The organism is Nocardiopsis sp. MT53, assembly GCF_019598965.1.
Lineage (GTDB): Bacteria > Actinomycetota > Actinomycetes > Streptosporangiales > Streptosporangiaceae > Nocardiopsis > Nocardiopsis changdeensis.
This window is the reverse complement of sequence record NZ_CP080599.1, coordinates 6,778,873-6,804,840: the sequence shown is the minus strand read 5'-3', so window position 1 is coordinate 6,804,840 and position 25,968 is coordinate 6,778,873. Positions and strand designations below refer to the sequence as shown.

General features: G+C 73.9%; 24 protein-coding genes. 18 read left to right on the top strand and 6 right to left on the bottom strand.

Features of this window, described 5'->3' with window-relative positions; translation table 11 throughout:
* Window positions 1-109 precede the first annotated feature (109 nt).
* From K1J57_RS30400 to K1J57_RS30375, 6 genes are all read left to right on the top strand, one after another.
* Window positions 110-310: a ubiquitin-like protein Pup gene (locus K1J57_RS30400; protein ID WP_220562119.1), complete on the top strand. Its 201-nt coding sequence runs from the start codon at window positions 110-112 to the stop codon at window positions 308-310.
* Window positions 311-458: 148 nt separating this feature from the next.
* Window positions 459-1,310 carry a proteasome subunit beta gene (prcB, locus tag K1J57_RS30395; protein ID WP_220562118.1) on the top strand — a complete coding sequence of 284 codons (852 nt, stop codon included), beginning with the start codon at window positions 459-461 and terminating at the stop codon, window positions 1,308-1,310.
* 57 nt (window positions 1,311-1,367) lie between these two features.
* The gene (gene prcA / locus K1J57_RS30390; protein WP_220562117.1) at window positions 1,368-2,105 is read left to right on the top strand and encodes a proteasome subunit alpha; all 738 of its coding nucleotides are present in this window, start codon (window positions 1,368-1,370) and stop codon (window positions 2,103-2,105) included.
* Between the two features lie 97 nt (window positions 2,106-2,202).
* Window positions 2,203-3,561, top strand: a complete 1,359-nt coding sequence (gene pafA / locus K1J57_RS30385; protein WP_220562116.1) for a Pup--protein ligase — start codon at window positions 2,203-2,205, stop codon at window positions 3,559-3,561.
* Between the two features lie 234 nt (window positions 3,562-3,795).
* Entirely contained in the window at window positions 3,796-4,911 is a 1,116-nt protein-coding gene (locus K1J57_RS30380; protein ID WP_220562115.1) for an FKBP-type peptidyl-prolyl cis-trans isomerase, read from the top strand.
* A 143-nt stretch (window positions 4,912-5,054) separates the two neighbouring features.
* The gene (locus K1J57_RS30375) at window positions 5,055-6,116 is read left to right on the top strand and encodes a methionyl-tRNA formyltransferase (protein WP_370634552.1); all 1,062 of its coding nucleotides are present in this window, start codon (window positions 5,055-5,057) and stop codon (window positions 6,114-6,116) included.
* 3 nt (window positions 6,117-6,119) lie between these two features.
* Here K1J57_RS30375 and K1J57_RS30370 read toward each other — a convergent pair whose 3' ends face one another.
* A complete protein-coding gene (locus tag K1J57_RS30370; protein WP_220562114.1) occupies window positions 6,120-7,199 on the bottom strand; it encodes a DUF3866 family protein in 1,080 nt (359 codons plus the stop codon).
* Window positions 7,200-7,294: 95 nt separating this feature from the next.
* On the opposite strand from K1J57_RS30370, the gene K1J57_RS30365 reads away from it, so the two are divergent.
* From K1J57_RS30365 to K1J57_RS30335, 7 genes are all read left to right on the top strand, one after another.
* Window positions 7,295-9,310, top strand: coding sequence for a YafY family protein (locus tag K1J57_RS30365; protein ID WP_220562113.1), 2,016 nt, complete (start codon window positions 7,295-7,297; stop codon window positions 9,308-9,310).
* Between the two features lie 103 nt (window positions 9,311-9,413).
* Window positions 9,414-9,593 carry a hypothetical protein gene (locus K1J57_RS30360; protein ID WP_220562112.1) on the top strand — a complete coding sequence of 60 codons (180 nt, stop codon included), beginning with the start codon at window positions 9,414-9,416 and terminating at the stop codon, window positions 9,591-9,593.
* A 66-nt stretch (window positions 9,594-9,659) separates the two neighbouring features.
* On the top strand, window positions 9,660-9,977 hold the full coding sequence (gene tatA, locus K1J57_RS30355) for a Sec-independent protein translocase subunit TatA (protein WP_220562111.1): 318 nt from the start codon (window positions 9,660-9,662) through the stop codon (window positions 9,975-9,977).
* Window positions 9,978-10,139: 162 nt separating this feature from the next.
* Entirely contained in the window at window positions 10,140-10,970 is an 831-nt protein-coding gene (gene tatC, locus K1J57_RS30350; protein WP_220565890.1) for a twin-arginine translocase subunit TatC, read from the top strand.
* A 108-nt stretch (window positions 10,971-11,078) separates the two neighbouring features.
* The gene (locus K1J57_RS30345; protein ID WP_220562110.1) at window positions 11,079-11,507 is read left to right on the top strand and encodes a DUF397 domain-containing protein; all 429 of its coding nucleotides are present in this window, start codon (window positions 11,079-11,081) and stop codon (window positions 11,505-11,507) included.
* 88 nt (window positions 11,508-11,595) lie between these two features.
* A complete protein-coding gene (locus tag K1J57_RS30340; RefSeq protein WP_220562109.1) occupies window positions 11,596-12,495 on the top strand; it encodes a diacylglycerol kinase family protein in 900 nt (299 codons plus the stop codon).
* Between the two features lie 12 nt (window positions 12,496-12,507).
* Window positions 12,508-15,369, top strand: a complete 2,862-nt coding sequence (locus K1J57_RS30335) for an RNA helicase (RefSeq protein WP_220562108.1) — start codon at window positions 12,508-12,510, stop codon at window positions 15,367-15,369.
* Here K1J57_RS30335 and K1J57_RS30330 read toward each other — a convergent pair.
* On the bottom strand, window positions 15,362-16,456 hold the full coding sequence (locus K1J57_RS30330; RefSeq protein WP_370634551.1) for a LacI family DNA-binding transcriptional regulator: 1,095 nt from the start codon (window positions 16,454-16,456) through the stop codon (window positions 15,362-15,364). The two genes, K1J57_RS30335 and K1J57_RS30330, sit on opposite strands and share 8 nt — an antisense overlap.
* Window positions 16,457-16,736: 280 nt before the next feature.
* Here K1J57_RS30330 and panD point away from each other — a divergent pair, with 280 nt between their 5' ends.
* The 5 genes from panD (at window position 16,737) to K1J57_RS30305 (ending at window position 21,943) form a co-directional block, all read left to right on the top strand.
* Window positions 16,737-17,144: an aspartate 1-decarboxylase gene (gene panD, locus K1J57_RS30325; protein WP_220562106.1), complete on the top strand. Its 408-nt coding sequence runs from the start codon at window positions 16,737-16,739 to the stop codon at window positions 17,142-17,144.
* Between the two features lie 181 nt (window positions 17,145-17,325).
* Complete coding sequence (locus tag K1J57_RS30320; protein ID WP_220562105.1) at window positions 17,326-17,568, top strand: hypothetical protein; 243 nt, start codon at window positions 17,326-17,328, stop codon at window positions 17,566-17,568.
* 93 nt (window positions 17,569-17,661) lie between these two features.
* Window positions 17,662-18,930 (top strand): MFS transporter, encoded by a 1,269-nt coding sequence (locus K1J57_RS30315; RefSeq protein ID WP_220562104.1) that lies wholly within the window; start codon window positions 17,662-17,664, stop codon window positions 18,928-18,930.
* A gap of 128 nt (window positions 18,931-19,058) precedes the next feature.
* Entirely contained in the window at window positions 19,059-20,189 is a 1,131-nt protein-coding gene (locus K1J57_RS30310) for a DUF4352 domain-containing protein (protein ID WP_338151182.1), read from the top strand.
* Window positions 20,190-20,527: 338 nt separating this feature from the next.
* Window positions 20,528-21,943, top strand: a complete 1,416-nt coding sequence (locus K1J57_RS30305) for an MFS transporter (protein WP_255646719.1) — start codon at window positions 20,528-20,530, stop codon at window positions 21,941-21,943.
* A 70-nt stretch (window positions 21,944-22,013) separates the two neighbouring features.
* Here K1J57_RS30305 and K1J57_RS30300 read toward each other — a convergent pair whose 3' ends face one another.
* The 4 genes from K1J57_RS30300 to K1J57_RS30285 all read right to left on the bottom strand — a co-directional run bounded on the left by K1J57_RS30300 (window position 22,014) and on the right by K1J57_RS30285 (window position 25,888).
* Window positions 22,014-22,874 carry a ferric iron reductase gene (locus K1J57_RS30300; RefSeq protein ID WP_220562103.1) on the bottom strand — a complete coding sequence of 287 codons (861 nt, stop codon included), beginning with the start codon at window positions 22,872-22,874 and terminating at the stop codon, window positions 22,014-22,016.
* 272 nt (window positions 22,875-23,146) lie between these two features.
* Window positions 23,147-23,881 carry a DUF2306 domain-containing protein gene (locus K1J57_RS30295; RefSeq protein ID WP_220562102.1) on the bottom strand — a complete coding sequence of 245 codons (735 nt, stop codon included), beginning with the start codon at window positions 23,879-23,881 and terminating at the stop codon, window positions 23,147-23,149.
* 149 nt (window positions 23,882-24,030) lie between these two features.
* Window positions 24,031-24,876, bottom strand: a complete 846-nt coding sequence (locus K1J57_RS30290; protein ID WP_220562101.1) for an ABC transporter permease — start codon at window positions 24,874-24,876, stop codon at window positions 24,031-24,033.
* Window positions 24,877-24,898: 22 nt separating this feature from the next.
* Complete coding sequence (locus K1J57_RS30285) at window positions 24,899-25,888, bottom strand: ATP-binding cassette domain-containing protein (RefSeq protein ID WP_220562100.1); 990 nt, start codon at window positions 25,886-25,888, stop codon at window positions 24,899-24,901.
* Window positions 25,889-25,968: the final 80 nt, after the last annotated feature.

Below are 25,968 nucleotides of genomic sequence, written 5' to 3'. Positions count from 1 at the left end.
CGCCCCGTGGTTCGAGGTAACCAGCCGGTATCGGGCTCCGGGAAGTGGGTTGAGGTGCCCGGTGTTGGGCCAAGATAAGGGCGAGAGCCCCGAACGGGAGGTAGCAGGTATGGCGAAGGACACCGGCGGTCAGAAGCACGCGTCGCGCCGCGACGAAGAGGTAGAAGAGGTCGAGGCCTCCGCCGACGTTCAGGAGCGCAAGGACCAGCTGGACGAGGACGTCGACGACATCCTCGACGAGATCGACGACGTGCTGGAGAGCAACGCCGAGGACTTCGTCCGGCAGTTCGTGCAGAAGGGCGGACAGTAGCCCGGCGGCCCGGCCCCGCGGCGGTTCGCTGACAGCGCACCGGCGATGCCGTCGGCGCCGCCGCGGACCCGGCTAGGGTCTGATCCGAGAAGACTGAGGACGAGGCGTCCCGCCCGCGTCGGGGCGGGGCGCGAGTGGAGGGAGTCGCGTGTTCGAAGGGTTCGAGGGCAAGGGGTTGCCCGCCGCTTTCATGAGTGCGGGGACCTCGTCCTTCACCGAGTTTCTCCGGGAGGTCAGGCCTGAACTGATGCCCGGCCACGGACTGTCGGCACAGGCGCAGGGGGCCGCCGCCGAGCACCTCGCCCCCGACGCGACGACGATCGTCGCGCTGACCTTCCCCGGGGGCGTTCTGATCGCGGGCGACCGGCGCGCCACCCAGGGCAACGTGATCGCCAACCGCGACATGGAAAAAGTTTATCGAACGGACGAGTTCTCCGCGGTGGCCATTGCGGGCTCCGCCGGCTTCGGTATCGAATTGGCCCGTCTCTACCAGGTGGAACTGGAGCACTACGAGAAGATGGAGGGCCGCTCGCTCTCCCTCGAGGGCAAAGCGAACAAGCTCGCGCAGATGGTCCGCGGCCACCTCGGCCTGGCCATGCAGGGCTTCGTCGTGGTCCCCCTCTTCGTCGGCTTCGACGAGAACGAGGGCCGCGGCCGCGTCTTCAGCTACGACGCGACCGGCGGCCGCTACGAGGAGCAGCGCTACTACTCCATCGGCTCCGGGTCGGTCTTCGCCAAGGGCTCCATCAAGAAGCTCTACCGCGATGACCTCACGGAGACGGACGCCGTCAAGGCCGCCCTGGAATCCCTCTACGACGCGGCCGACGACGACTCCGCCACCGGAGGCCCCGACCTGCACCGCAGGATCTTCCCCCTGGTCGACGTGATCACCGCGGACGGCCACCGCCGCCTGCCCGCCGAGGACGTCGCCCGCCTGGCGACCGAGGTGGTCGAGGGGCGCGCCGTCCACCCGGACGGCCCCACCGCCCCCCTGGCCTGAGCCGCCGGCCCGGCCCCACCCGCCCCATTGGACTTCTAGGTAAGGAAACGATCCGCGGTGTCGATGCCGTTCTACGTCGCCCCCGAACAGCAGATGAAGGACAAGGCGGACTACGCGCGCAAGGGCATCGCGCGCGGCCGCAGCGCCGTCGTCCTGCAGTACGAGGGCGGCATCCTGCTGGTGGCGGACAACGTCTCCCGCACACTCCACAAGATCAGCGAGCTCTACGACCGCATCGCCTTCGCGGCGGTCGGCCGCTACCCCGAGTTCGAGAACCTGCGCCTGATGGGCGTGCGCTTCGCGGACGTGCGCGGGTACCAGTACGACCGCCGCGACGTCAGCGGGCGCCAGCTCGCCAACATCTACGCCCAGACCCTGGGCACGGTGTTCAGCGAGAGCCTCAAGCCCTGGGAGGTGGAGATCGTCGTCGCCGAGGTCGGCGACACCGCCGACGGCGACGAGATCTACCGCATCACCTTCGACGGCTCCATCGTCGACGAGCAGGGGTTCGTCGCGGTGGGCGGGTCCTCCGACCACGTCTCCCAGGCGCTCAAGGACCGGTTCTCCGCGACCGCCTCCCTCGCTGCCGCGCTCAACGCCGCCACCCACGCCCTGGCCAGGGAGAACGGCGAGGAGCGCGAGCTGGAGGCGGCCAACCTGGAGGTCGCCGTCCTGGAGCGCTCCAGGGAGCACCGCAAGTTCCGCCGCATCCAGGGGCAGCGCCTGGTCTCCCTCCTCCAGGAGGGGCGCGGCGGGGCCGCCCCCGGCGGTACCACCACCGAGGACGACGCATAGCAGAAGCGGTGCGGCGCCCCGCGGGCGCCGCACCGGCCGGCGGACGACGCGGCCCCGTCGTCCCGGGCCGACGGTGACGGGAAGTTGGTGAGGCCGCGTGGAACGACGGATCTTCGGGCTGGAGAACGAGTACGGGGTCACGTGCACCTTCCGGGGACAGCGCCGGCTGTCGCCGGACGAGGTCGCCCGCTACCTCTTCCGGAGGGTGGTCTCCTGGGGGCGCAGCAGCAACGTGTTCCTCCGCAACGGCGCCCGCCTCTACCTGGACGTGGGCAGCCACCCCGAGTACGCCACCCCCGAGTGCGACAGCCTCGTGGACCTGGTGGCGCACGACAAGGCCGGCGAGCGCATCCTGGAGGGGCTGCAGGTCGACGCCGAGCAGCGCCTGCACGAGGAGGGCATCGCCGGGGACATCTACCTGTTCAAGAACAACACCGACTCCGCCGGCAACTCCTACGGCTGCCACGAGAACTACCTCGTGGGCCGGCACGGGGAGTTCGGGCGGCTGGCCGACGTGCTCATCCCCTTCCTGGTCACCCGGCAGATCATCTGCGGGGCCGGAAAGGTCCTGCAGACCCCGCGCGGCGCCCTGTACTGCGTCAGCCAGCGTGCCGAGCACATCTGGGAGGGCGTCTCCTCCGCCACCACCAGGTCCCGGCCGATCATCAACACCCGCGACGAGCCGCACGCGGACGCCGAGCGCTTCCGCCGCCTGCACGTCATCGTCGGCGACTCCAACATGAGCGAGACCACCACCCTGCTCAAGCTGGGCTCCACCGACCTGGTGCTGCGGATGATCGAGGCGGGCGTGGTCATGCGCGACTACACCCTGGAGAACCCGATCCGGGCGATCCGCGAGGTCAGCCACGACATGACCGGCCGCCGCAAGGTGCGCCTGGCCAACGGGCGCGAGGCGGGCGCGCTGGAGATCCAGCGCGAGTACCTGGAGAAGGTGCAGAGCTACGTCGACCGGCACGGCACCGACGCGACCGGCAAGCGGGTCCTGGAGCTGTGGCAGCGCACCCTGGAGGCGGTCGAGACCCAGAACCTGGAGTCGGTCTCCCGGGAGATCGACTGGGTCGCCAAGTACATGCTGCTGGAGCGCTACCGCGCCAAGCACGACCTGTCCCTGTCCTCGCCCCGGATCGCCCAGCTCGACCTGACCTACCACGACATCCACCGCGACCGCGGCCTGTTCTACCTGATGCAGAACCGCGGCCAGATGGAGCGGGTGGTCGGCGACCTGAAGATCTTCGAGGCCAAGTCGGTGCCCCCGCAGACCACGCGGGCCCGGCTGCGCGGCGAGTTCATCCGCCGCGCCCAGGAGCAGCGCCGCGACTTCACCGTCGACTGGGTGCACCTCAAGCTCAACGACCAGGCGCAGCGCACCGTGCTGTGCAAGGACCCCTTCAAGTCGGTGGACGAGCGGGTGGAGAAGCTCATCGCCGGGATGTGACCGGCGGCACCAGCGGCCCCGGCGGCGTTCCCCCGCCGCCGGGGCCGTGCCGTGCCCGCCGTCGGGACCGCCCCGCAGTGGGGCCGGAACGCCTCCCGGCGCTTTCGAAAGGGGCGCCGCGCAGGGCCGCGGTGACCTTTTGTTACCGATGTTCCGCCTCGGGGGGAGGTGGTGGAGGTCGCGCTTTTCGGTAGTGTGACCCTGTCCCGAGCCGGAAAACAGAGGTAGTGACCCATGCACCGACGTGCCGCCGCCCTCGCGGTGCCCCTGACCGTCATCGCTTTGACGGTCTCAAGCTGCGGAAACATCCCCGAGGAGTGGCGCACTCCCGCCTTCATGCGGATGGACGGTGACCAGCTCGACTCCCGGCTGCCCACCGTCACCGGTGACGTCGGCGAGGCGCCCGAGGTCGCCTTCCCCGACATCGAGCCCCCCGAGGAGGAGCTCTCCGGTGTCGTGGACGAGGGCCCCAGCGAGGAGGAGCTGGTCCGCGCCGACGACCTCGTCATCGCCAACGTCGCCCAGTTCCAGTGGACGGGCCCCGGCGAGGGCGAGCCGGTCGAGGGCCAGTCCAGCTACGAGACCGGGGCCCCGGACCTCATCCGTATGACCGACATGCCCGAGCAGATCAGCTCGGTCCTGGTCAACCAGGCCGTCGGCAGCCGCGCGGTGTACGTCTTCCCGCCGCTGACCGAGGAGGAGCAGGCCCAGGCCGAGTCCATGGGCCAGCCGCCCCAGGTGGGCGCCAGCGTCCTGGTCGTCGACATCCTGGACCGCTTCGGCATGGGCTCGGTGGTGCCCGGCGAGCAGACCACCGACGGCGGCGACGGCCTGCCCACCGTGACCCAGGAGGGCCACAGCGAGCCCACGATCGAGATCCCCGAGGGCGACGCGCCCGAGGAGCTGGAGGTCGTCCCGCTGATCGAGGGGACGGGCGACGAGGTCGAGGAGGGCCAGCAGGTCATCGTCCAGTACACCGGTGTGCGCTGGGAGGCCGACGAGAACGGCGACCACCCCGTGTTCGACTCCACCTGGACCCGCGGCGGCGCCCCCTTCGACACCACCATCGGCGCGGGCTCGGTGATCAAGGGCTGGGACGAGGGCATCGTCGGCCAGAAGACCGGCAGCCGCCTGCTCCTGGTCGTGCCCGGCGACATGGCCTACGGCGAGACAGAGGAGGAGGCGATGGGCGCCCCGGCGGGCACCCTCGTCTTCGTGGTGGACGTCCTGGGCGCCTTCGACAACCCGCCGCCGGCCGAGCCCGAGGAGGGCGCCTCCGAGGGAGCCGAGGACGGCGGTGAGGAGGCCCCCGCGGACGAGGAGTCCCCCGAGGGCGAGGCGACCGAGTAGCGCACCCCCGCATCCCGCGAGCACAGGGGCCTCCCGGCGACCGCCGGGAGGCCCCCGCGCTTTCCCCGCGGGCCGCACCGGACACGCAGAGCGACGGCGGCCTCCGGCGGCTCCGCCGCTGTGCTGCGTAGAGTCGTGCCAAGGTGGACCGAGCGGAGGGGGAGTCCGTGGAGGACCGGCTGCGCTACTGCTACGTGTCGGGGCTGAGCCTGGGGGTCCCCGCCCTGGAGGAACTGTGCGCCCAGGGACGCCCGCCGTCCCTGGTGGTCTCCTACCCCGCCGAACTCGCCCACCGCTCCGGCTACGTCGACTACGAGGCGGTCACCCGACGCCACGACCTGGAGCACCTGCGCGCCTCCGACCTGGGCTCGGACGAGGTCCGCGACGCGCTCGCCGTCCGCGGCGTCGCCCTGCTGGTCGTCGCCGGGTGGTCCAGCCCCGTGCCCGAACGCCTGCTGGCGGCCCTGCCGCGGGGCGGGGTCGGCCTGCACCCGGCTCCGCTGCCGGTCGGCCGGGGCCGCGCCCCCATCCCGTGGACGATCCTGCGCGACATGCGGGCCAGCGCCGTCACCCTGCTGCACCTGGACGGGGGCGGCGACACCGGCGACATCATCGACCAGGCGTGGTTCGACGTCGAGCCCGACATCACCGCCACCGGCCTGTACGACCGGGTGGCCCGCCGCCAGGCCGAGATGCTCGCGGCCCGCATCGACGACCTGCTGGCGGGCACCGCGCCACGGCGGCCCCAGCGCGGGCACGCGTCGGTGTGGCCGCGCCGCAGGCCCAGCGACGGGCGCATCGACTTCACCGCCTCGGGCCGCGACGTGGACCGCCTGGTGCGGGCCCTGGCCGACCCCTACCCGGGCGCCTTCGCGATGTTCGGCGGCAGCCGCATCACCCTGTGCCCGGGGATGCTGGACGAGGGGGTCCGGGGCGGCGCCCCGGGCGAGGTGGTGTCGGCGGGACCGGGCCGCGTGTGGGGTGTGACCTGCGGGGACGGGGCGGTGTTCGTGCCCGCGGCGATCCGCGTGGACGAGGGGGTCCGCGCCGACCCGACGTCACTGGCCATGTTCCGGCCCGGGGCGTTCTTCGACGAGCCCTCGCCGCACTCGCTCACCCCGGCCCGGCCGGTCCCGGTGCCCGGCCAGGCGCCCGGCCCCGACGGCCCCGTGAAGGAGGTGCCGGGGGCGAGGGCCGTCCGCTGAGGGTCAGATGAGGGCGGCGCAGTGGCGGCCGGCGGCGGCCGCGCTCAGGAACGCCGCCCGGTCCTCCTCCAGGCCCCGGCCCATGGTGGAGGGCTTCACCGGCAGCGCCAGCAGCGCCTCCTCCAGGCCCTCCACACCCACGTCCACCAGCGTGTGCCGGGCGCCCAGCGGCGCCGCCTGGGCGCGCACCCGTTCCCCGAACACCCCCGGCAGCAGCGGCACCACCACGTCGGCGCGGGCCAGCGCCACCCGCCCGTAGGCCGTCAGGCTGTGGTGGGACACCCCCCGGTGCCGGGGGCGGGGGTCGGCCTCGCTGACCCGCAGCGCCGCCACCGGGTGCCCGTCCAGCACCGCCGCCGCGTTGACCGCCTCGCCGCAGGACACCCCCGAGAACCCCCAGGGGGTCCCGGTTCCCAGGTTGCCCGGGCCCTGGCAGACCACCGCCGCGTCCGCGCCCAGCACGTGCCGGGCGGCCAGCAGCCCGGAGTGGACCGTCACCGCCTCCAGGTCGCCGCCGAACGCCTGCCCGGTGGTCACGCACCCCGCCAGCAGCCCCTCCTCGCGCAGCACCCCGAGGGTCCGGGAGAACGCGGCGGGCAGCGCACCGCCGTCGGTCATGACGTTGACCACCCGCGCCCCGGGCCGCTCGTGCAGCACCCCGGCCAGCACCGCGGGCAGCGACGAGTGCAGGTCGGCGACCACCACGGGCATGCCCGCCAGCCCGGCCGCGTCGCGCAGCGTCGCGTGGTGCGGGGAGTCCTGCTCGTCGGCGCCCTCCACCAATGCCTGGAGCGGGGTGTACCGCGCCTTGACCAGGTGCCCGGGCCCCTCCCGGTCGGGCGGCAGCCGGTCGGGCAGGGCCACCACCATCGCGTACCCGCCGGTGCCCAGCCCCAGGTCCAGGGCCCCGGTGTTGAGCAGCACGGTGTCGCCGGGGCGGGGGTCGCCCACCAGACCGGTGTAGGCGATCGCCCGGCACTGCGCCTCCCCGCCCGCGCCGTCCTCGACGGCGGCCAGGCACACCCGCACCCCGGGCCAGGACGGGAGGAGTTCACGGACTTCACCACGGCGCCACCGGATCATGCAAGGCACGGTACCTTCGTTGCTGAGTCGGTACGGGGACGACGCGCCCCGGGGCCGACGGCATTCCACACGCGGGCGAGAAGAGGGTGCAGGCGATGTCGCGCAGGAAGACGGAACGGCAGTTGAACCTGGTCATCTGCCTGTTGTCCACGCGCCGCCACCTGACGGCCCAGGAGATCCGCCGTACGGTGTACGGCTACGCCGAGGCCGACAGCGAGCAGGCGTTCAAGCGCATGTTCGAGCGGGACAAGCGGGAGCTGCGCGACAGCGGCATCCCCATCCAGGTGGGCACCGGCGACGCGATCAGCGGCGAGGAGGGCTACCGCATCTCCCGGGCCGACTACGAGCTGCCCGAGATCGAGCTGCTGCCCGACGAGGCCGTGGTGCTGGGCCTGGCCGCCCGCGCCTGGCGGCACGCCTCCCTGGGCGAGGCCGCGGCCAACGCCCTGTTCAAGCTGCGCTCGGCCGGGGTGCCGGTGGACACCGAGGCCGCCCCGGGGCTGACCCCCGCCATGCGCACCGACGAGCCCGCGTTCGGGCCGGTCTGGCAGGCGGTGCGCGACCGGCGGCCGATCGCCTTCGACTACCGCAAACCCGGCCAGTCCGAGCCCGAGCGGCGCGAGGTCGAGCCCTGGGGCATCGTCAACCTGCGCGGACACTGGTACGTGGTGGGCCACGACCGGCTGCGCGACGCCCGCCGCGTGTTCCGCCTGGGCCGCATCCGCGGCGAGGTGGAGGTCCTGCGCGGCGGCCCCGACGTGGTCGTGCCCGAGGGCGTCGACCTGCGGTCGGTGGCGGCCGGGCACCGGGCCGAGCCGGAGGCGACCGCCACCGTGCGCGTGCGCGCCGACACCGCCCACGCCCTGCGCCGCGGGGCGCTGCGCGTGGTCCCGGGCGGGCGCGAGGGCGCCGACGGCGGCTGGGACGTCCTCACCGTCCCCTACACCGACGTCCCCGACCTGGTCGAGCACGTGGCCTCCTACGGCGCCAACGCCGTCATCGTCGAACCCGCCGAGGCCCGTGCCGCCGTGGTCGAGCACCTGTCGGCGACGGCCGACGCCGGGGTCCCCGACCCCGACCCGGCCCCGGCCGCCGAGGCGGCCCCCGGCGGCGGCCCGGCGCGCGGGCCGCGCTCGGCCGACCAGCTGCGCCGCCTGCTGATGCTCGTGCCCTACGCCCTGGGCCGCGACGTGCGGGTGCCGGAGGTGGCGGAGCACTTCGGCCTCACCGAGAAGCAGGTGGTCGCCGACCTGAGCCTGCTGTGGATGTGCGGCCTGCCCGGGTACACCCCCGGCGACCTCATCGACGTGGACCTGGACGCGGCCAGGGAGACCGGCGAGATCATCATCGGCAACGCCGACACGCTGGCCCAGCCGCTGCGGCTGACCGCCGACGAGGCGGCCAGCCTGGTCGTGGGCCTGTCGCTGCTGGAGGCGCTGCCCGAGGCCGAGGGCCTGGAGTCGGGCGCCCTCAAGCGGGTCTCGGAGAAGCTGCGCACCGCCGCGGGCACCGCCCTGGGCTCCCTGGCCGACTCGGTGCAGGTCCGCCTGGAGGACTCCGACGACGAGCAGGTCGAGCAGACGCGGCGGCGCTGCGCCGAGGCCCTGGAGTCGGGCCAGCGCCTGCACCTGCGCTACCTGTCCGGGTACCTGGACCAGGTCACCGAGCGCGACGTGGACCCCATGGGCCTGGTCGTCCAGGACGGCCACACCTTCCTGGAGGGGTACTGCCGGCTGCGCGAGGACGTGCGCCTGTTCCGCCTGGACCGGGTGCTGGCCCTCACCGTGCTGCCCTACCCGGCCGAGGTGCCCGAGGGGGTGGGCCGCCGCGACCTGTCCGGCGGGCTGCTCCAGCTCTCCGACCGCGACGCGCTGGTCACCCTGGACCTGGAGTCCTCGGCCCGGTGGGTCACCGAGGACTACGTGTGCGAGTCGACGGCGGAGCTGCCGGGGGGCGGGGTCCGCGCCTCGCTGCGCACCCCCGCGCCCGCCTGGGTGGTGCGGCTGGCCCTGCGGCTCGGCCCGCGGGGGCGGATCACGGCGCCGCCGGCGCTGGCCGAGCAGGCGCGGGCCGAGGCGCGCCGGACGCTGGAGCTCTACCGGGCGCCCTGAAACCCGCGGACGGTCGGCCGAGACCGATTCGTCGCACGAGTGAGCCTCGGTTGTTCATCCGGGGGCAGGGTGTAGGTCGGGGTGGAAGGGATAAGGTACAAGCGTGATCGTCCTGACTGTCCTGTTCGGCGCGTTTGCGGTGGGAGGCGTCCTCATCGGCGTCCTCGCGCTGCGTGTGCGCCGGGCGGCGGACGCGCTGGCCCGACAGGTGGCGCGGGCGTCGGGCGAGCACCGGACCGAGGGGGCGCAGGCGCTCCCCCTCCGCCGTGGCGGGGACGGGTGACGACCCCGTGTCCGGTGCGCGTACCATCGAAGGCGCCTGGTCGCGCCGCGAAAGGAAGTGAGAAGGATGGGTATCGGGGCACGTGAGATCCTGATCCTCCTGGTCATCGCACTGCTGCTGTTCGGAGCCAAGAAGCTCCCGGACCTGGCCCGCTCCCTGGGCCGCAGCGCCCGCATCCTCAAGGCCGAGAGCAAGGGCCTGGTGGAGAACGAGGACGACCAGAACCAGCAGGCCCAGCAGCAGCCGCAGGCCCAGCAGCCGCAGCAGCAGGCCGCGCCCCAGGCGCAGCCGCAGCAGCCGCAGACCTCCTACCCGCAGCTGCCGCCCGGCCAGCGCATCGTCAACGAGGCCGGCGAGCCCCAGCCCTACAACAACCAGCAGTAACGGCAGGCTCGCGCGGTCCCGGTGGGCCGTGGCGGCGGGCGCGGCGCCCAGGGGCGCGCCGTGCCCGGGCAGGCGGCCGCACCACGGGTGCGCGGCCCCGAGGGAGAGAAGAGTGACCACAGGATGAGGGCCCGACGCCGGGCGGCCAACCCGGATGCCCGGATGCCGCTCATGGAGCACCTGCGCGAACTGCGCGGCCGCGTGGTGAAGGCGGTGATCGCGCTCGCGCTGGGATGCGTGGTCGGCTACTTCGCCTACGACTACGTGTGGGAGTTCCTCAAAGCCCCCTACTGCTCGCTGCCGGAGTCGAAGGTCGCCGCGCAGGACGGCTGCTCCCTCATCGTCACCGGCCCCTTCGACGCGTTCTTCGTCGCGTTCAAGGTGTGGCTGTTCGTCGGCGCGATCGTCTCGGCTCCCTTCTGGCTGTACCAGGTGTGGGCCTTCGTCGCCCCCGCGCTGCACACCCGGGAGAAGCGCTACGCCTACATCTTCGCCCCGCTGGCCGCGGTGCTGTTCGTCGCGGGTGCCGCGCTGGCCTACTACGTCACGGCCTACGCGCTGACGGTGCTGTTCAGCTTCCTGCCCGACGACGCCGAGCCCTTCCTGACCATCGGCGAGTACCTGAGCTACATGCTCATCATGATGACCATGTTCGGCCTGGGCTTCGTGCTGCCGCTGCTGGTCGCCCTGCTCAACATCATCGGCGTCCTGCCGCACGCCGCCATCGCCAAGTGGCGCCGGGTCATCATTTTCGGCTCGTTCGTCCTGGCCGCCGTGGTCACCCCCGCCGAGCCCATCTCGATGCTGGCCCTGGCGGTACCGCTGGTGGTCCTGTTCGAGGCCGCCGAGCTCTTCGCGTTCTTCAACGACCGCCGCAAGAAGCGCCACGACCCCTACGGCGACCTGTCCGACGACGAGATCTCCGAACTGGACGACACCCCCTCCTCCCTGGACGATCCGGACCTGGAGGAGGAAGCGGGCAAGCGCTCCTGAGCACCTCCCGTACGCGCTAGGGTCGGCGTCGGGGGCCGTCGGGCCCCCGGCGCCGACCCCTTTCCCCCTCCCCGGACGGCGTCCCCGGCAGTGTGAAGAGGACATCCGATGAGCGAGCAGACACAGACCGGGCGGGAGCTCCCGCCCGAGGCCATGGGCAACGAGAAGTGGCACGACACCACCGACGCGGTGTGGATGCGCTCCTCCCTCTCCAACCCCGACTCGGAGGCGATCGTGGAGGTCGCCACCTTCGACGACGGCTTCCGCGCGGTGCGCGACGGCAAGTCGCCCGGGAAGGGCACCCTGTTCTTCACCCCCGCGGAGTGGGAGGCGTTCGTCCTGGGGGCCCGCGACGGCGAGTTCGACATCCCCGAGGAGTACCTCACCGAGGAGGAGGCCAGGATCCAGCGCGGCGAGGTGGACGTCGAGGTCGGATGGGTCCCCTCCCCGCTGAACAGCCCCAAGGCGATGGAGGAGTACCATCGCCGTCAGCGCGAGGAGGCCGACGCGGCCGCGCGGGGGACCGACGCCCCCTGAGCGGTCCGCGCACACCCGGGCGCGAGGGTGTGCGGCGTCCCCGCGCCGTCCGTACACCCTCCCCGCCCCCGGGTAGCGAAGGACCCCCATGCAGTCCCCTCACATCGCCCTGCTGGTCAACCCCAAGTCGGGACGGCGCCGCGCCGCCGTCACCGCGGTCCGCCTCAAGGAGGCGCTGCGGGAGGCCGGGGCGCGCGTCCACGTCTACAGCGGCGGTTCGGCCGCCGACAGCCGCCGCCTGGCCCGCCTCGCCGCCGCCGACGCACCGCACGCCCTGGTCGCCGTGGGCGGCGACGGGCTGGTCCACCAGGCCCTCCAGGGCGTGGTCGGCACCGGGGTGCCCCTGGCCGTGGTGCCCGCCGGCACCGGCAACGACATCGCCCGCGCCTTCGGCCGCCCGCGCGGGTCGGTCCGCGACGTGGCCGCCGCCATCCTGCGCGGGCGCACCCGCTCGGTGGACTGCGTGCGGGTCGAGCTGGCCGACGGGACCCGCCGCCACTTCCTCAGCGTGCTGGCGTGCGGGTTCGACGCCCGCGTCAACGAGCGCGTCAACGGGTTCCGGTTCAGGATCGGCCGGGCCGGGTACCTCGCGGGCGTCGTCGCCGAACTCGGCTCCTTCAAGCCCGTCCGCTACGAGATCGACGTGGACGGCCGGGTCATCGACGAGCCCGGCATGCTCGTCGCCGTGGGCAACACCACCTCCTACGGCGGGGGTATGAAGGTGTGCGCCGCCGCCGAGCCCGACGACGGCCTCATCGACGTGGTCTTCGGCCGCGAGACGCCGCTGGCCCGGTTCCTGCTGCTGTTCCCCCTGGTCTTCACCGGCGGCCACCTCGACCGGCCCGAGATCGTCTCCGAACGCGGGCGCACCGTCACCATCCGCGCCGAGGGCGTGCCGGTCTACGCCGACGGGGAACGCCTGGGCGGGGCGCCCCTGGTGTGCGAGGTGGTGCCGAAGTCGGTCGAGATGTTGGAGCTGACCTCATAGGCTGGAGGCCATATGAGTAGTCACGCTGAGCGGTACGCCGCCTTCCGTCGGCGCCAGGGCGCCTCCAGCCCCGCCATCGAGGCGTTCCAGGGGCTGTACGGGTTCGAGTTCGACCCGTTCCAGGTCCGGGCCTGCAAGGCCCTGGAGAACGGCCACGGGGTGCTGGTGGCCGCGCCCACCGGCTCGGGCAAGACGGTGGTCGGCGAGTTCGCCGTCCACCAGGCCCTGGCCGAGGGCACCAAGTGCTTCTACACCACGCCCATCAAGGCGCTGTCCAACCAGAAGTTCAACGACCTGGTCGCGCGCTACGGCGCCGACCGGGTCGGGCTGCTGACCGGTGACAACAGCGTCAACGGCGACGCCCCGGTGGTCGTGATGACCACCGAGGTGCTGCGCAACATGCTCTACGAGGGCTCGGCCACCCTCGGCGGCCTGGCGTACGTGGTGATGGACGAGGTCCACTACCTCGCCGACCGGTTCCGCGGCGCGGTCTGGGAGGAGGTGATCATCCACCTGCCCGAGTCGGTGCGCATGGTCGCCCTCTCCGCCACCGTGTCCAACGCCGAGGAGTTCGGCGAGTGGCTGCAGCAGGTGCGCGGCGACACCACGGTCATCGTGGACGAGAAGCGCCCCGTCCCGCTGTGGCAGCACGTCATGGTGGGCGACCGCATCCACGACCTGTTCGTGGACCTGGAGGCGGAGGAGGGGACCGGCGGGGACGGCGAGGACTCCGAGGCCGGCGACCGGGACCGCGGCAGGAACCGCAAGGGCGGCAAGAAGCGCAGGCGCGAGCGCGGCTGGCAGCCCCGCGAGATCCGCGTGGGCGGGCAGACGCTGCGGATCAACCCGCGGCTGTCGCGCATCGCCGAGGAGGACTCCCGGCTGACCCAGCTGGCCCACCGCAGGCGGCACCCGCAGGCGCGCTCGCGCGGGACCGTGCGCCCGCGCAGCCGGTTCGCGCCGCCCTCGCGCCCGGCGATCGTCGAGGAGCTCGACGACCTCGGGCTGCTGCCGGCCATCACGTTCATCTTCAGCCGGGCCGGGTGCGACGACGCCGTCCGCCAGTGCCTGTCCGCGGGGCTGGTCCTGACCACCCCCGAGGAGGCCGAGGTCATCCGCGAGTACGCGGAGACCCGCTGCGCCGACATCCCCGGCGCCGACCTGGCGGTCCTGGGGTTCGACCAGTGGCTGCGCGCCCTGGAGTGCGGGATCGCCGCCCACCACGCGGGGATGCTGCCGACGTTCAAGGAGATCGTCGAGCACCTGTTCTCGCGTGGACTCATCCGCGCCGTGTTCGCCACCGAGACCCTGGCGCTGGGCATCAACATGCCCGCCCGCACCGTGGTCATCGAGAAGATCGACAAGTGGAACGGCGAGGCCCACGTCCAGCTCACCCCCGGCGAGTACACGCAGCTCACCGGGCGCGCCGGGCGGCGCGGCATCGACGTGGAGGGGCACGCGGTCGTCGTCTGGCAGGCGGGCAGCGACCCCGAGACCATCGCCGGGCTGGCGGGCACCCGCACCTACCCGCTCAACTCCAGCTTCCAGCCCTCCTACAACATGGCCGTCAACCTCGTCGGCCAGGTGGGGCGGCGGCGCAGCCGCACGATGCTGGAGGAGTCCTTCGCCCAGTTCCAGGCCGACCGGGCGGTGGTGGGCCTGGTCAAGCAGCTGCGCAAGCACGAGGAGGCGCTGGAGGGGTACGCCGCGTCCGCGGAGTGCCACCTGGGCGACTTCATGGAGTACGCCCGGCTGCGGCGGGAGCTGAGCGACCGCGAGGCGATGCTGTCCAAGAACCGGTCGGCGCGGCGGCGGGAGGAGGCGCTGGAGAGCCTGGAGCGGCTCCGCCCCGGCGACATCATCCGCATCCCCGCGGGCCGCCACACCGGGCACGCCGTCGTGCTGGACCCGGGGCTGCGCCACGACCTGCCCGCGCCGCTGGTGCTCACCGTGGACAAGCAGGTCAAGCGGATCAACGCGGCGGACTTCCCGGTCCCGGTGCACGCGTCGGGGCGGATGCGCATCCCCAAGTCGTTCTCGGCCAAGTCGCCGCGGTCGCGCCAGGACCTGGCCTCCACCCTGCGCAACAAGCTCAAGGAGCAGGGCACCGACCCCGTCTACGAGCGGGGCCCGCGCAACGCGGGGGAGGACTCCGAGGTGCTCCGGCTGCGCGCCGCGCTGCGCGAGCACCCCTGCCACGGCTGCGCCGAGCGCGAGGACCACGCCCGCTGGGCGGAGCGCTACCACCGGCTCCAGCGCGAGACCGAGTCCCTGCGCCGCCGGGTGGAGGGCCGCTCCCACGTCATCGCCCGCACCTTCGACCGCGTGTGCGGGGTGCTGGAGGACCTGGGGTACCTGGACGGCGACGACGTCTCCGACGACGGGTCGCGCCTGGCCAAGGTGTACTCGGAGCTGGACCTGCTGGTCGCCGAGTGCCTGCGCCGGGGGCTGTGGAAGGACCTCTCCCCGGTGGAGCTGGCCGCCTGCGCGGCGTCCCTGGTGTACGAGGCGCGCCGCAACGACGAGGCGTACCCGCGCCTGCCCGGCGGCCGGGTGGACGACACCCTGGCCGAGATGGTGCGCCTGTGGGGCGAGCTGAACGAGGTGGAGGCCCGCCACCGGGTGAGCTTCCTGCGCCGCCCCGACCTGGGGTTCGTGTGGACGGCCCACCGGTGGGCGCGCGGCGACCGGCTGGACGCGATCCTGCGCCAGTCCGACATGACCGCGGGCGACTTCGTACGCACCGCCAAGATGCTGGTGGACATGCTCGGCCAGATCGCCGGGGCCACCGGCGACCAGAGCGTGCGCTCCACCGCCCGCAAGGCCTCCGACCTGGTCCGCCGCGGGGTGGTCGCCTACTCCTCGCTCACCTAGGAGCGCTCCCCCCGGCCCCGCTCCACCGCCCGGCGGCCGGGGGGATCTCGCCGGAGCCGCGGACGACCAGGGCGGTGGGCACACGCTCCTCTCGGGGCGGGGAGGTGTCGCCCGCGATGCGCTCGAACAGGCGGCGCACCGCGAGCGCCCCGATGCCCGCCACGTCCTGGGCGACCACCGTCACCCGGGGCATCAGCAGGTCGGCCATGGGGAAGTCGTCGAACCCCACCACCGCCACCTCGCCGTGCAGGCCGCGGGCCTGGAGGGTTCGGATGGCGCCGATCGTCACCAGGTTCTGGGCGGTGAACAGGGCCGTGGGCGGGTCGTCGGAGTCCAGCATCGCCGCCACCGCCTCCGCGGCGCTCCGCGGGTCGGACAGGTCCCACACCGCGCGGCCGGGCCGTTCGGGCAGGCCGCGCTCGGCCAGTGCCGCCCGGTACCCGGCCAGCCGCTCGACCGCGGTGCTGATCCGGTGCCCGTCGCCCAGGAACGCGATCTCGGTGTGCCCGTGGTCGGCCAGGTGCAGCACGGCCCGCCGCGCCCCCTCGGCGTTGGCGGACAGCACCGCGTCGGCGGCCAGGCCGCGCGGGGGGCGGTCGGCGAACACCACCGGCGTCCCGTTGCGGATCTCCCGGTGCAGGTAGCCGTGGTCCGGGCCGGCCGGGACCAGCAGGATGCCGTCCACCCGGTGCAGGGTGGCCGCCCGCACCAGCTCCCTCTCGCGCTGCGGGTCCTCGTCCAGGCTGCCCGCCAGGACCAGCGTCCCGTGTTCGCGGGCCGCGTCCTCCACGGCCCGGCTCAGCGTGGCCGAGAACGGGTTGGCGACGTCCTCCAGCAGCAGGGCGATCTGGCGGGTGGCCCCGTCGGTGCGGCGCAGGCTGCTGGCCGCCAGGTTGGGCTGGAAGTCCAGCCGGGCGATGGCGCGGGTGACGCGGTCGCGCAGTTCCTCGGAGACCGAGGGCACGCCGTTGATGACACGCGAGACGGTCTTGATGCTCACCCCGGACAGGGCGGCGACGTCGCGCATGGTGGCCCTGCGCACCGGTTCGGAGGCGGCCCCGGGGCCGCCGCTGTGGTTCACCGACACCCGCATCTTCTTCTCTTCGACGACAGGACCGCCCCGGGTCCCGGACGGAGCCCGGGGCGGTCCCATTGTTCACCATCGCCTGTTCACCGTCGTCCCGCGCCGGCGTCCGCGCCCGTCCGGGGAGCGGGGCGGCGGGGGCGGAACATCCGTCCCGAAAGGGGTGTTGGGCGCGATGGGCACCCCGTGGTCGAAAGCGGTCACGGCGGAGTCCATCATGGAGGGGCACGGGACTCCGCGAGGAGCCTGTAGTCCGCAAGACACCTGAAACGAGGACCGAGCAGTGCTGCGCACCCTCATCAACGGCAAGATCCACCGCGCCACCGTCACCCAGGCCGACCTGCACTACGTCGGCTCGGTGACCATCGACGCCGACCTGATGGACGCCGCCGACATCGTCGACGGCGAGCAGGTCCACATCGTCGACATCGACAACGGCGCCCGGCTCGTCACCTACGCGATCACCGGCGAGCGCGGCACCGGCGTCATCGGGATCAACGGCGCGGCCGCCCGCCTGGTCAGCCCCGGCGACCTGGTCATCATCATCTCCTACGCGCAGCTGACCGAGGCCGAGCGCGCCGGGCACGTGCCCCACATCGTGCACGTGGACCGGGACAACCGGGTGGTCGCCCTGGGCGCCGACCCGGCCGAGCCGGTCCCCGGCGACCCGGAGCTCGTCCCCGGCCGCTGAACGCCCCCCGCCGGCGCCCGCGGGCCGGGCGCCGGCCGGGGTGCCGCGGGCCCCGGGGGAGGGGCGCGGGGGGTGGCGCCGACGTGTGTCCCGACGTGTCCGAAAAGGGCCGAAAACCCCTGACGTATGGCCGGTTCCGGACTGGTCGGCGGGCCCGGCGCCGGGTACATCCCGGGGCGGAATGGACGACACGCGGGACGCCGAGCAGCGTCGGATCGCCGAGCACATCCAGTGGCAGAAGCAGGGTGCCTGGGTCGTGTTCTGGGGCGTCCACACCCGCCGTTATTGGGCGTTCGCCTGCTGGCCGGTGATCCCGGCGCAGGGGGTGGTGGTCAGCGCGGTCGACCCGGGCGACCTCTACTCCGCGATGCGCGAGGTCGAGCGCGAACACGACTACCTGGGCTGGCGCCACCGCCGCCGCTGAGGGGTCCGGAACGGTGGGCCATATGACATGGCGGACGATATGAACGCGGCGTTACGATTCCCCCGTTGATCGGACGAATCGGAAGTAGGTCGCGTGTCCACGCATATCGTTCCCGGCGCCCTGCCGGAGGAGACGCGCCTTCGCCTCCAGCGCCGCACCGTCGCGGCGCTGATGCTCACCCAGGTGGTCGGCGGCGTCGGCATGGGGGCGATGATCGCCGTGGGCGCGCTCATCGCCCTGGACCTCACCGGCTCCGACACCTGGTCGGGCATGGCCACCACCATGATCACCCTGGGCGCCGCCGTGTTCGCGCTGCCGCTGGCCTCGCTGGCGGCCCGCCGCGGCCGCCGCCCCGGGCTGGGGCTGGGCTGGGCGATGGGAGCGGTCGGCGGCCTCGTCGTCATCGCCGCCGCGGTCGCCGAGCTGTTCCCGCTGTTCCTGCTGGGCATGGTCCTGGTCGGGGCCGGGACCGCCACCAACCTCCAGGCCCGGCACGCCGCCGTCGACCTGGCCTCGGACCGCAGCCGCGGACGCGACCTGTCCGTCGTGGTGTGGGCGACCACCGTCGGCTCGGTACTGGGCCCCAACCTCACCGCCCCCGGTGCCCGGGTCGCCGCCGTGCTCGGCCTGCCCGATCTGCTGGGCCCGGTGGTGTTCACCACCACCGGGTTCGTCCTGGGCGCCCTGCTCACCTTCGCGCTGCTGCGCCCCGACCCGCTGCTCACCGCCGCCCGCGCGGCCGCCTCGGCCGACCCCGCGGCGAAGGCCCCGGGCCGGCTGCCGGTGGGTGAGGTCATGAGGATCGTCGCGGCCTCCCCGGGCGCGCTGCTGGCCGTGGTCGGCATCGTCTGCGCCCACACGGTGATGGTCGCGGTCATGACCATGACCCCCGTCCACATGTCCCACCACGGCGCCGCCCTGACCGTGATCGGCCTGACCATCTCCCTGCACATCGCGGGCATGTACGCCTTCTCCCCGCTGGTGGGCTGGCTCAGCGACCGGCTGGGCCGGATCCCGGTGCTGCTGGCCGGGCAGGCGGTGCTGCTGGCGGCGACGGCGGTCTCGGGCACCGCCGGGCACGACGAGGCCAGGGTGACCGCGGGCCTGTTCCTGCTGGGGCTGGGCTGGTCGCTCAGCCTGGTGTCGGGCACGGCGCTGCTGGCCGGATCGCTGGAGGTGGGCGTGCGCCCCCGCGCCCAGGGGGTCAGCGACCTGCTGATGAACCTGGGCGGTGCCGCCGCGGGCGGCCTGTCCGGCGTGGTCCTGTCCCAGACGGGCTTCGGCGGCCTCAACCTGTTCGCCGCCCTGTTCACCGTCCCGGTGTTCGTGCTGGCGCTGCGGGCGGCGCGCGCCGGGCGCTGAAAAACTTCCGGACCTTTACCGGAAACGCCCCGACTTCTTCCTCGGCCCCCGGACCGGCGCGGTTACCGTGCAGGTCTGGGGCGCCCACCGCCCTCGGTGGGCCGACGCCACTGGAGGGGTGTTCTCACGTGACCGATCGGGATCCCGAGGAAGGGCCGCAGGAGCGACCGCAGGAGAGGCCGGGCGACCCGGTGAACCACCACCCTCCGGAGGAGTGGCGCCCCGGGGACCCCGAGGACCCGATGGAGGGCGGCCCGCAGCCGCCCGGCGAGCCCCCGCACGTCTTCCCCGGCCGGTCGCACGGGGGGCACCCGGGGCCGCCGGAGGAGGGCGGCCACCTGCCGCCCCCGCCCGGGCCGAACTGGACGCCGCCGCCCCTGGGCGACCAGGGGCCCGGCCCCGGCCCCGGGTCCCCTCCGCCTCCGCCACCGCCGCCCGGCGGCTACCCGCCGGGCGACCACCCCACGGGCGGGCCGCCCGAGCCGGTGGGCGGAGAGCTGTCGGAGGGACCCAGCGGTCCCGCCCAGGCCGGATACGAGCACGCCGGATACGCCCCCGGCTACGGGGAGGCGGACGTGTCCGGGGCGGGCGCGGGCAGCTACCCGGAGCCGCCGTACCGGGGGGAGTCCGCGCCCGGCCCCGGCTACGGGGAGCAGGGGCCGCCGTCCGGTCCCTACGGGGCCGGGTACGGCGCCGCGTACGGGCCCGGAGGGTACGGCGGGCACGGCGCGCAGCAGGCGTACGGCCCGCCGCAGGAGAAGCAGACCCCCTGGGGCAAGATCCTCGGCATCGGCTGCGGTGTGCTGCTGCTCCTGCTGCTGGTCGGCGGCGGCTGCACCGCCATCGGCCTGGTCCTGGCGCAGAGCGGGACGCCCGGTGTGGGGGCGCCCGAGACGGAGGACTCCGGGTCGCCGTCGGAGGAGGGTACCAGCGGCGCGGAGGTGACGGCCGGGCGCACCGAGTTCGAGCCCGGGCCGCTGTACTCGTCGGGCGACTTCACCAGCGTCGACGTGTCCGTGCGCAACGACGGCCAGGAGCCGCTGGACGTCAACCCGCTGTACTTCAGCGTCATCGACGTCTCCGGGACGCTGCACAGCACCTCCGAGGGGATCGGGATGGACGAGCGCGAGCTGGACGCGAGCACCCTCGTCCCGGGGCAGAGCACGTCCGGGGTGATCACCGTCCAGGGGCTGGTGGAGGCCGACCGCGTCGTGTTCGAGCCGTTCTACGGCGAGCCGATCGAGGCCCCGGTCCTGTAGCCCCGGGCGGGGCGCGGTCCCGCGTCCCGCCACGGCGCGCCCCGGCCGGCGGCGCCCGCGCGGAGGGCTCCGCGGACCCGTCCCGGGCGGCCCGCCTCCGGCCCTCCCGGGCCCGCGGGCGCGCGGCCGGGTCCTCCCGGCGCGCCGCTGCTAGGCTGGCCGGCATGGCAGGCGCATCGAGTTCGGCCGCTTGTGCGGCAGTGACGAGGACGTCCCGCTAGCGGCGGGACGTTCGACGTACGACGACACACCACCACCTGGAACGTCCAGCCGCTTCGTGACCGGTCCGGAGCGGCGCTTTGTGCTGCTCGAAACGCTTCAGAGCGACGGAGCACTCGATGCTTTCAGGCATTCCCTCTTCCCACGGGCGGAGCCCGTCCCCCCTGCGCGCCCGGCTCGTGCTGTGCGCGATGGCCATGCTGCAGTTCCTCATCGCGGTCGACGTGACCGTGGTCAACATCGCCCTGCCCTCGATCGGCGCGGACCTCGGCGTCGGGGGCCACTCGCTGACCTGGGTGGTGGTCGGCTACACGGTCACCGGCGGCGGGCTGCTGATGCTCGGCGGCCGTCTCGGCGACCTGTTGGGCCGCCGCCGCACGCTGCTGTCAGGCGTGGCCCTGTTCGGCGCGGCGTCCCTGCTGGCCGGGCTGGCCCCCTCGTTCCCGGTCCTGGTGGCCGCGCGCCTCGCCCAGGGGGCCGGCGAGGCCGTGGCGCTGCCCGCCGCGATGGCCACCATCGTGCTGATGTTCCCCGAGGGTCCGCGCCGCTCGCGGGCCCTGGGCGTGTGGGCCGCGGTCGCCAGCTGCGGGCTGGTGCTCGGGTTCGCCCTCTCCGGGATCATCACCGCCCACCTGGGCTGGCGCTGGATCTTCCTGCTCTCGGTGCCCCTGATCCTGGCCGTGCTCGCGGCCGCGCTCGTGTTCGTCCCGGCCGACCGCCCCGCCTCCCGGGAGCGGGCCCGGCTTGACCTGCCCGGCGCGCTCCTGCTGACCGCGTGCCCGCTGCTGTTCGCCTACGCGGTGGTCGGGGCCGGCGAGCCCGGTGCGAACCCGTGGGCGAGCGCCGCGGCGCTGGCCGGCGCGGTGCTGGCCGCCGCCGGGTTCGTGCTGGTCGAATCGCGGTCGCCGGACCCGCTGGTGCCCCCGGCCCTCCTCGCCAACGGTTCCCGCGTGCGGGCGAACCTGACGACGGTGCTGCTCAGCGGCGCGCTGTCGACCTCGTTCCTGCTGTTCACGTTCTACCTGCAGGACCGGCTGGGGATCGGCCCGCTGGGAGCCGGGCTCACGATGCTGCCGCTGGCCGTGGCGCTGATCGCGGCCTCGGTCCTCGTGCCCCGGCTGCTGGGCCGCTGGGGGGCGCGCGTGTGCGTGCTGGCGGGCCTCGGGGCCGCGGCGGCCGCCATGGCGGCGATCGCCCTCGTGGCGGTCCTGGGCGCCGGGGCGGCCTGGCTGCTGCCGGCGATGCTGCTGATCGCCGCGGGGATGGGCTTCGGGCTCGTGGGGCTGCAGTACATCGCGGTCGGCGGGACCACCGAGGAGGACGCCGGGATCGCCTCCGGCGTCCAGCGGGCGGCCGACCAGCTCGGCGGGGCCGCCGGCGTGGCCGTCTACGTGGGCGTCGGGTTCGCCCCCGCCGTGCACGGCCAGGACCCGTTCCTGGTCGCGGCGGCCCTCGCGGTCGCCGGGCTGGCCGTCGGCGCCGTGGTCGTCGGCCGCTCCCCGGTCGCGGGGGAGCCGCGGCCGCAGGCCGGCTAGGGGGTCGTGCCGCGGTGCCGTGCCGGCCGACGGCGCGGCACCGCGGCGCCCCGACCGCCCGGGGGCGGGGTCAGGGGGCCAGCGCGGGGTCGCGCAGCCACTCCGCCAGGGAGTCCTGCCGTTCCCTGTCGCACTTGAGCGGACAGGTGGTGCAGTACCCGTGCTCGGGGTCGCCCTTGTAGTCGAAGCAGCAGGTGCCGCGCACCGCCCAGGTGCCCTGCGGGTGCCCGGGGGCGAAGGGGAACAGGCGCGGGCGCTTGCGGGTGACCGCGCCGGCCGCCACCACGGCGTCGGCCAGGCGCTCGGCCAGGTCCCAGGCCTGCTCGGCGTCCCGGGCCAGGTAGCGGGCCGGGTTGAGCATGTAGAAGTGCAGGGTGTCGAGCACCCAGCCCCACAGGGTGCGCTTGCCCGCCCGCGAATGCCCGTGCAGGGCGTCGATGAGCGGCTCGAAGGTCGCGAACAGGGCCTCGGCGGCCAGGCGGACCTGCTCGTCGGCGTCGCGGGCCGTCACGGCGCCGGACGCCCCGGCGGCCGGGTCGCCGGGCAGGACCGCGAAGCGCGTGTCCACCGAGACCGGGGTGCCGAACCGGGCGTCGGCGGTGTCCCAGGGCAGGTACAGGCCGTCGGGGTCGAGCAGGGGGGCGCGGCCGGTCAGGTACAGCGACGCCGACACCATGAAGATCGGCTCGCGCAGGGTGACCCTCAGGAAGTTGGTGGCGGCGGGGAGCCGGTGCCCGGGCCCGTGCTCGGTGCGCAGCTTGTCGAACAGGACCGGCACCCAGCCCTCGGCCGCCAGGGCGCGGGCCGAGTACCACTGCACGGTGCCGGCCGGGCGCCCGTGCAGTTCTCCGAAGGAGAGCAGCTCGGGGAGCGGCGAGAAGCGCAGGGGCGCGCAGGCGTCGCGGAGGGCCTCGATCGGATCGGAGGTCACCGGAGTCACCGTGGGGAACCTGCCCTTCGTCGCAGCGGAGCCGTCGTGTCCGGGGGTCGCGGTCGCAGGCCACCGGGGGACGGATAGAACGTCTGCGCCTCGTTAAGTGAGGCTACCCTAACGATCGGGGTCTCCGCAATGATCGCCGGGGTGACCGGAATCCTTCCCGTACGGGGGGAGGGGCAGGTCGCGGCCGTTCCAAGGTTCCGTTCGGGTTCGTCGTGCGGCGCCGGGAACGGGGTGCGCCGGGGCCGCGGGCGCACCCCCGCGGGTCAGGCGGCGGCCGGGCGGCGGCGCCGGCGCGGCCTGCGGTACTTGATCCACCACTCGACGAAGAGCAGCGGCACGAGCCAGGACAGGAAGCTGGACGCGGGGGCGATGGCCATCCCGAGCTCGCGCGGGTCGCCGGCCAGGGCCTCGGGGCTCGCCTGGAGGACGGCGATCGGTATCAGCAGGAAGATGATCACCCGGTTGAAGGCGATGCCGTAGATGAGGGCGAAGCTGCGCAGCATCCATTCGCGGTGGTCGGCGAACCTGCGGCGGCGGGCCATCACATAGCCCAGGACGGTGAAGCCCAGCCACAGCACCGCCCAGATCGTGTTGCTGATCTGGGTGCTGGTGCCGCTGCCGCTGAACGGCGAGATGAGCAGCGCCGGGATCCCCACCAGCGGGATCCCCGCCAGGACGTAGACCCGCCCGCTCCAGCGGTGCACCGCCGGGTACTTCGCGCGCAGCCACGGCCACACCTGGAGGATCACCAGCAGGGTCAGCAGGGTGCCGCCGAAGATGTGGGTCACCAGCATCGGGAAGTACCAGGAGGGCGTCTCCGGGATGGGCAGGCGGGCGTCGGCCGGGTCCAGGGAGAAGTAGGGCGGCACCGAGTAGAGCAGGAACGTGAGGCTGAACAGGGCCAGCGGCAGGATCCACGGCCGCTGCCACCAGCGGACGGGGGCCGGGGCCGGGCGGGCCGGCGGGGCGGCGGTGTCGGTCGGGGCGGGGGGTGCCATGGTCGGTTCTCCTTCGCGGATGCGGTGTTCACGAGTCTGGTCCGGGGCGGGGGAGGGCACGAGGGTGCGCCCACCCGGCCGCGGGTGGTGGGCGGCCGCCGCCGCGCGGGAGCCGCCCACCCGGTGGGGGAGTGGTGCGCGCACCACCCTCAGCGGCTCAGCGCCCGGAAGCGGCGCAGGGACAGCGGGACGCACAGGACGAGCAGGGCCGCGGGGATCGCCACGGCCAGGAGCCCGGCGTGGTCGGCGGGCCAGGAGTCGGAGGGCACGTCCGCGTTGCCGAACAGTTCGCGCAGGGCGGAGACGACCGCCGACAGGGGGTTCCACTCGGCGATCGGCGCCATCCAGGAGGGCATCGCGTCGGCGGGCAGGAACGCGGTCGAGAGCATGGTGAGCGGGAACGCCAGCGGGTAGACGATCATGCTCGACGCGTCGGGGTCGGGCATCACCAGGCCCATGAGGACCCCCAGCCAGACCAGGGACAGGCGGAAGAACAGCAGCAGCCCGATCGCCAGCGCGGCGTCGGCCGGGCCGTTCTCGGCCCGCCAGCCCAGCAGCAGGCCCACCGGGAGCAGCAGGGCCACCTCCAGGCAGGCGCGCACCATGTCGGCGGCGGTGCGGGCGGTCAGCAGCGACACCGGGGACATGGGCATGGACCGGAAGCGGCCCATCACCTCGCGGGAGACGTCGCGGGCGGTGCCGGTGGCGCTCCCGGCCACGCCGTAGACCATCACCATCGCCAGCATCGCCGGGACGAGGAACTCGCGGTAGCTCCCGGCCCCGTGCCCGGACATGACCTCGTCGAAGAGGAAGCCGAACAGCAGGACCATCACGACGGGCATGACGACGGCGATGCCCGGCTCGAAGGGGCTGCGCACCATGTGCAGGAGGTTGCGCCGGGTCAGGACCAGGGTGTCGGACAGGACCTTGCCGGGGCGGGCGGCGGCGGGCCGGGCCGGGGCGGCGCCGGGAGGGGTGTCGAGGACGGCGGTCATCGCGGATCACTCCAGAGGGGTCTCAGGCCGGAAGGGGGCGGGCGGTGCCGGCGCCGGTAGCGGCGTCGGTGTCGTGGCCGGTCAGGGCCAGGAACACCTCGTCGAGGCTCGGCCTGCGCACGCCGATGTCGGCGATGGCCGCGGTCGAGTCCTCCAGGGCGCGCACGGCCCCGGTCAGGACGGCCAGGCGGTCGGGGGCGGGCAGGCTGACGCGCTGCTCCTCGCGGTGCACGGTCGCCGGGGCGTCCAGCGCGGCCCCCAGCAGGGCCGCGACGGTGGACAGGTCGGCGGGGTCGCGCACGACCACGTCGAGGCGGTCGCCGCCCACACGGGAGCGCAGGGCGTCGGGCGTGCCCCCGGCGATGGCGCGCCCGTGGTCGATGACGGCGACGGTGTCGGCGAGCCGGTCGGCCTCCTCCAGGTACTGCGTGGTGAGCACGACGGTGGTCCCGGTCGAGACCAGGGACCGCACCGACTCCCACACGCCCAGGCGGCTGCGCGGGTCCAGGCCGGTGGTGGGCTCGTCCAGGAAGAGCACCCGCGGGCGCTGGATGAGGCTGACGGCCAGGTCGAGGCGGCGGCGCATGCCGCCGGAGTAGCCGTCCGACCGCCGGTCGGCGGCGTGTGTGAGGTCGAAGCGCTCCAGCAGCTCCTCGGCTCGTTCGCGGGCGGCGCGCGGGTCCAGGCCGTACAGGCGGGCGAACATCACGAGGTTCTCCCGGCCGGTGAGCAGTTCGTCGACGGAGGCGTACTGGCCGGTCAGGCCGATGGCGGCGCGCACCCGGTCGGCCCGGCGGACGACGTCGTGCCCGGCGACCTCGGCGCGCCCGGCGTCGGGGCGCAGCAGGGTGGCGAGCACCCGGACGGCGGTGGTCTTGCCCGCCCCGTTGGGGCCCAGCAGGCCGAAGACGGTGCCGGCGGGGACCTCCAGGTCGAGCCCGTCCAGGGCGCGGGTCTCCCCGTAGTCCTTGCGCAGTCCCTCGGCCCGGACGGCGGGGGGTTCGGCGGACATCCGTGTACCTCCTAAACTGTTTATGTGACACACTTATTGGTGTAAGTAATACACAGTTCTAGGATGGTGTCAACGACGAC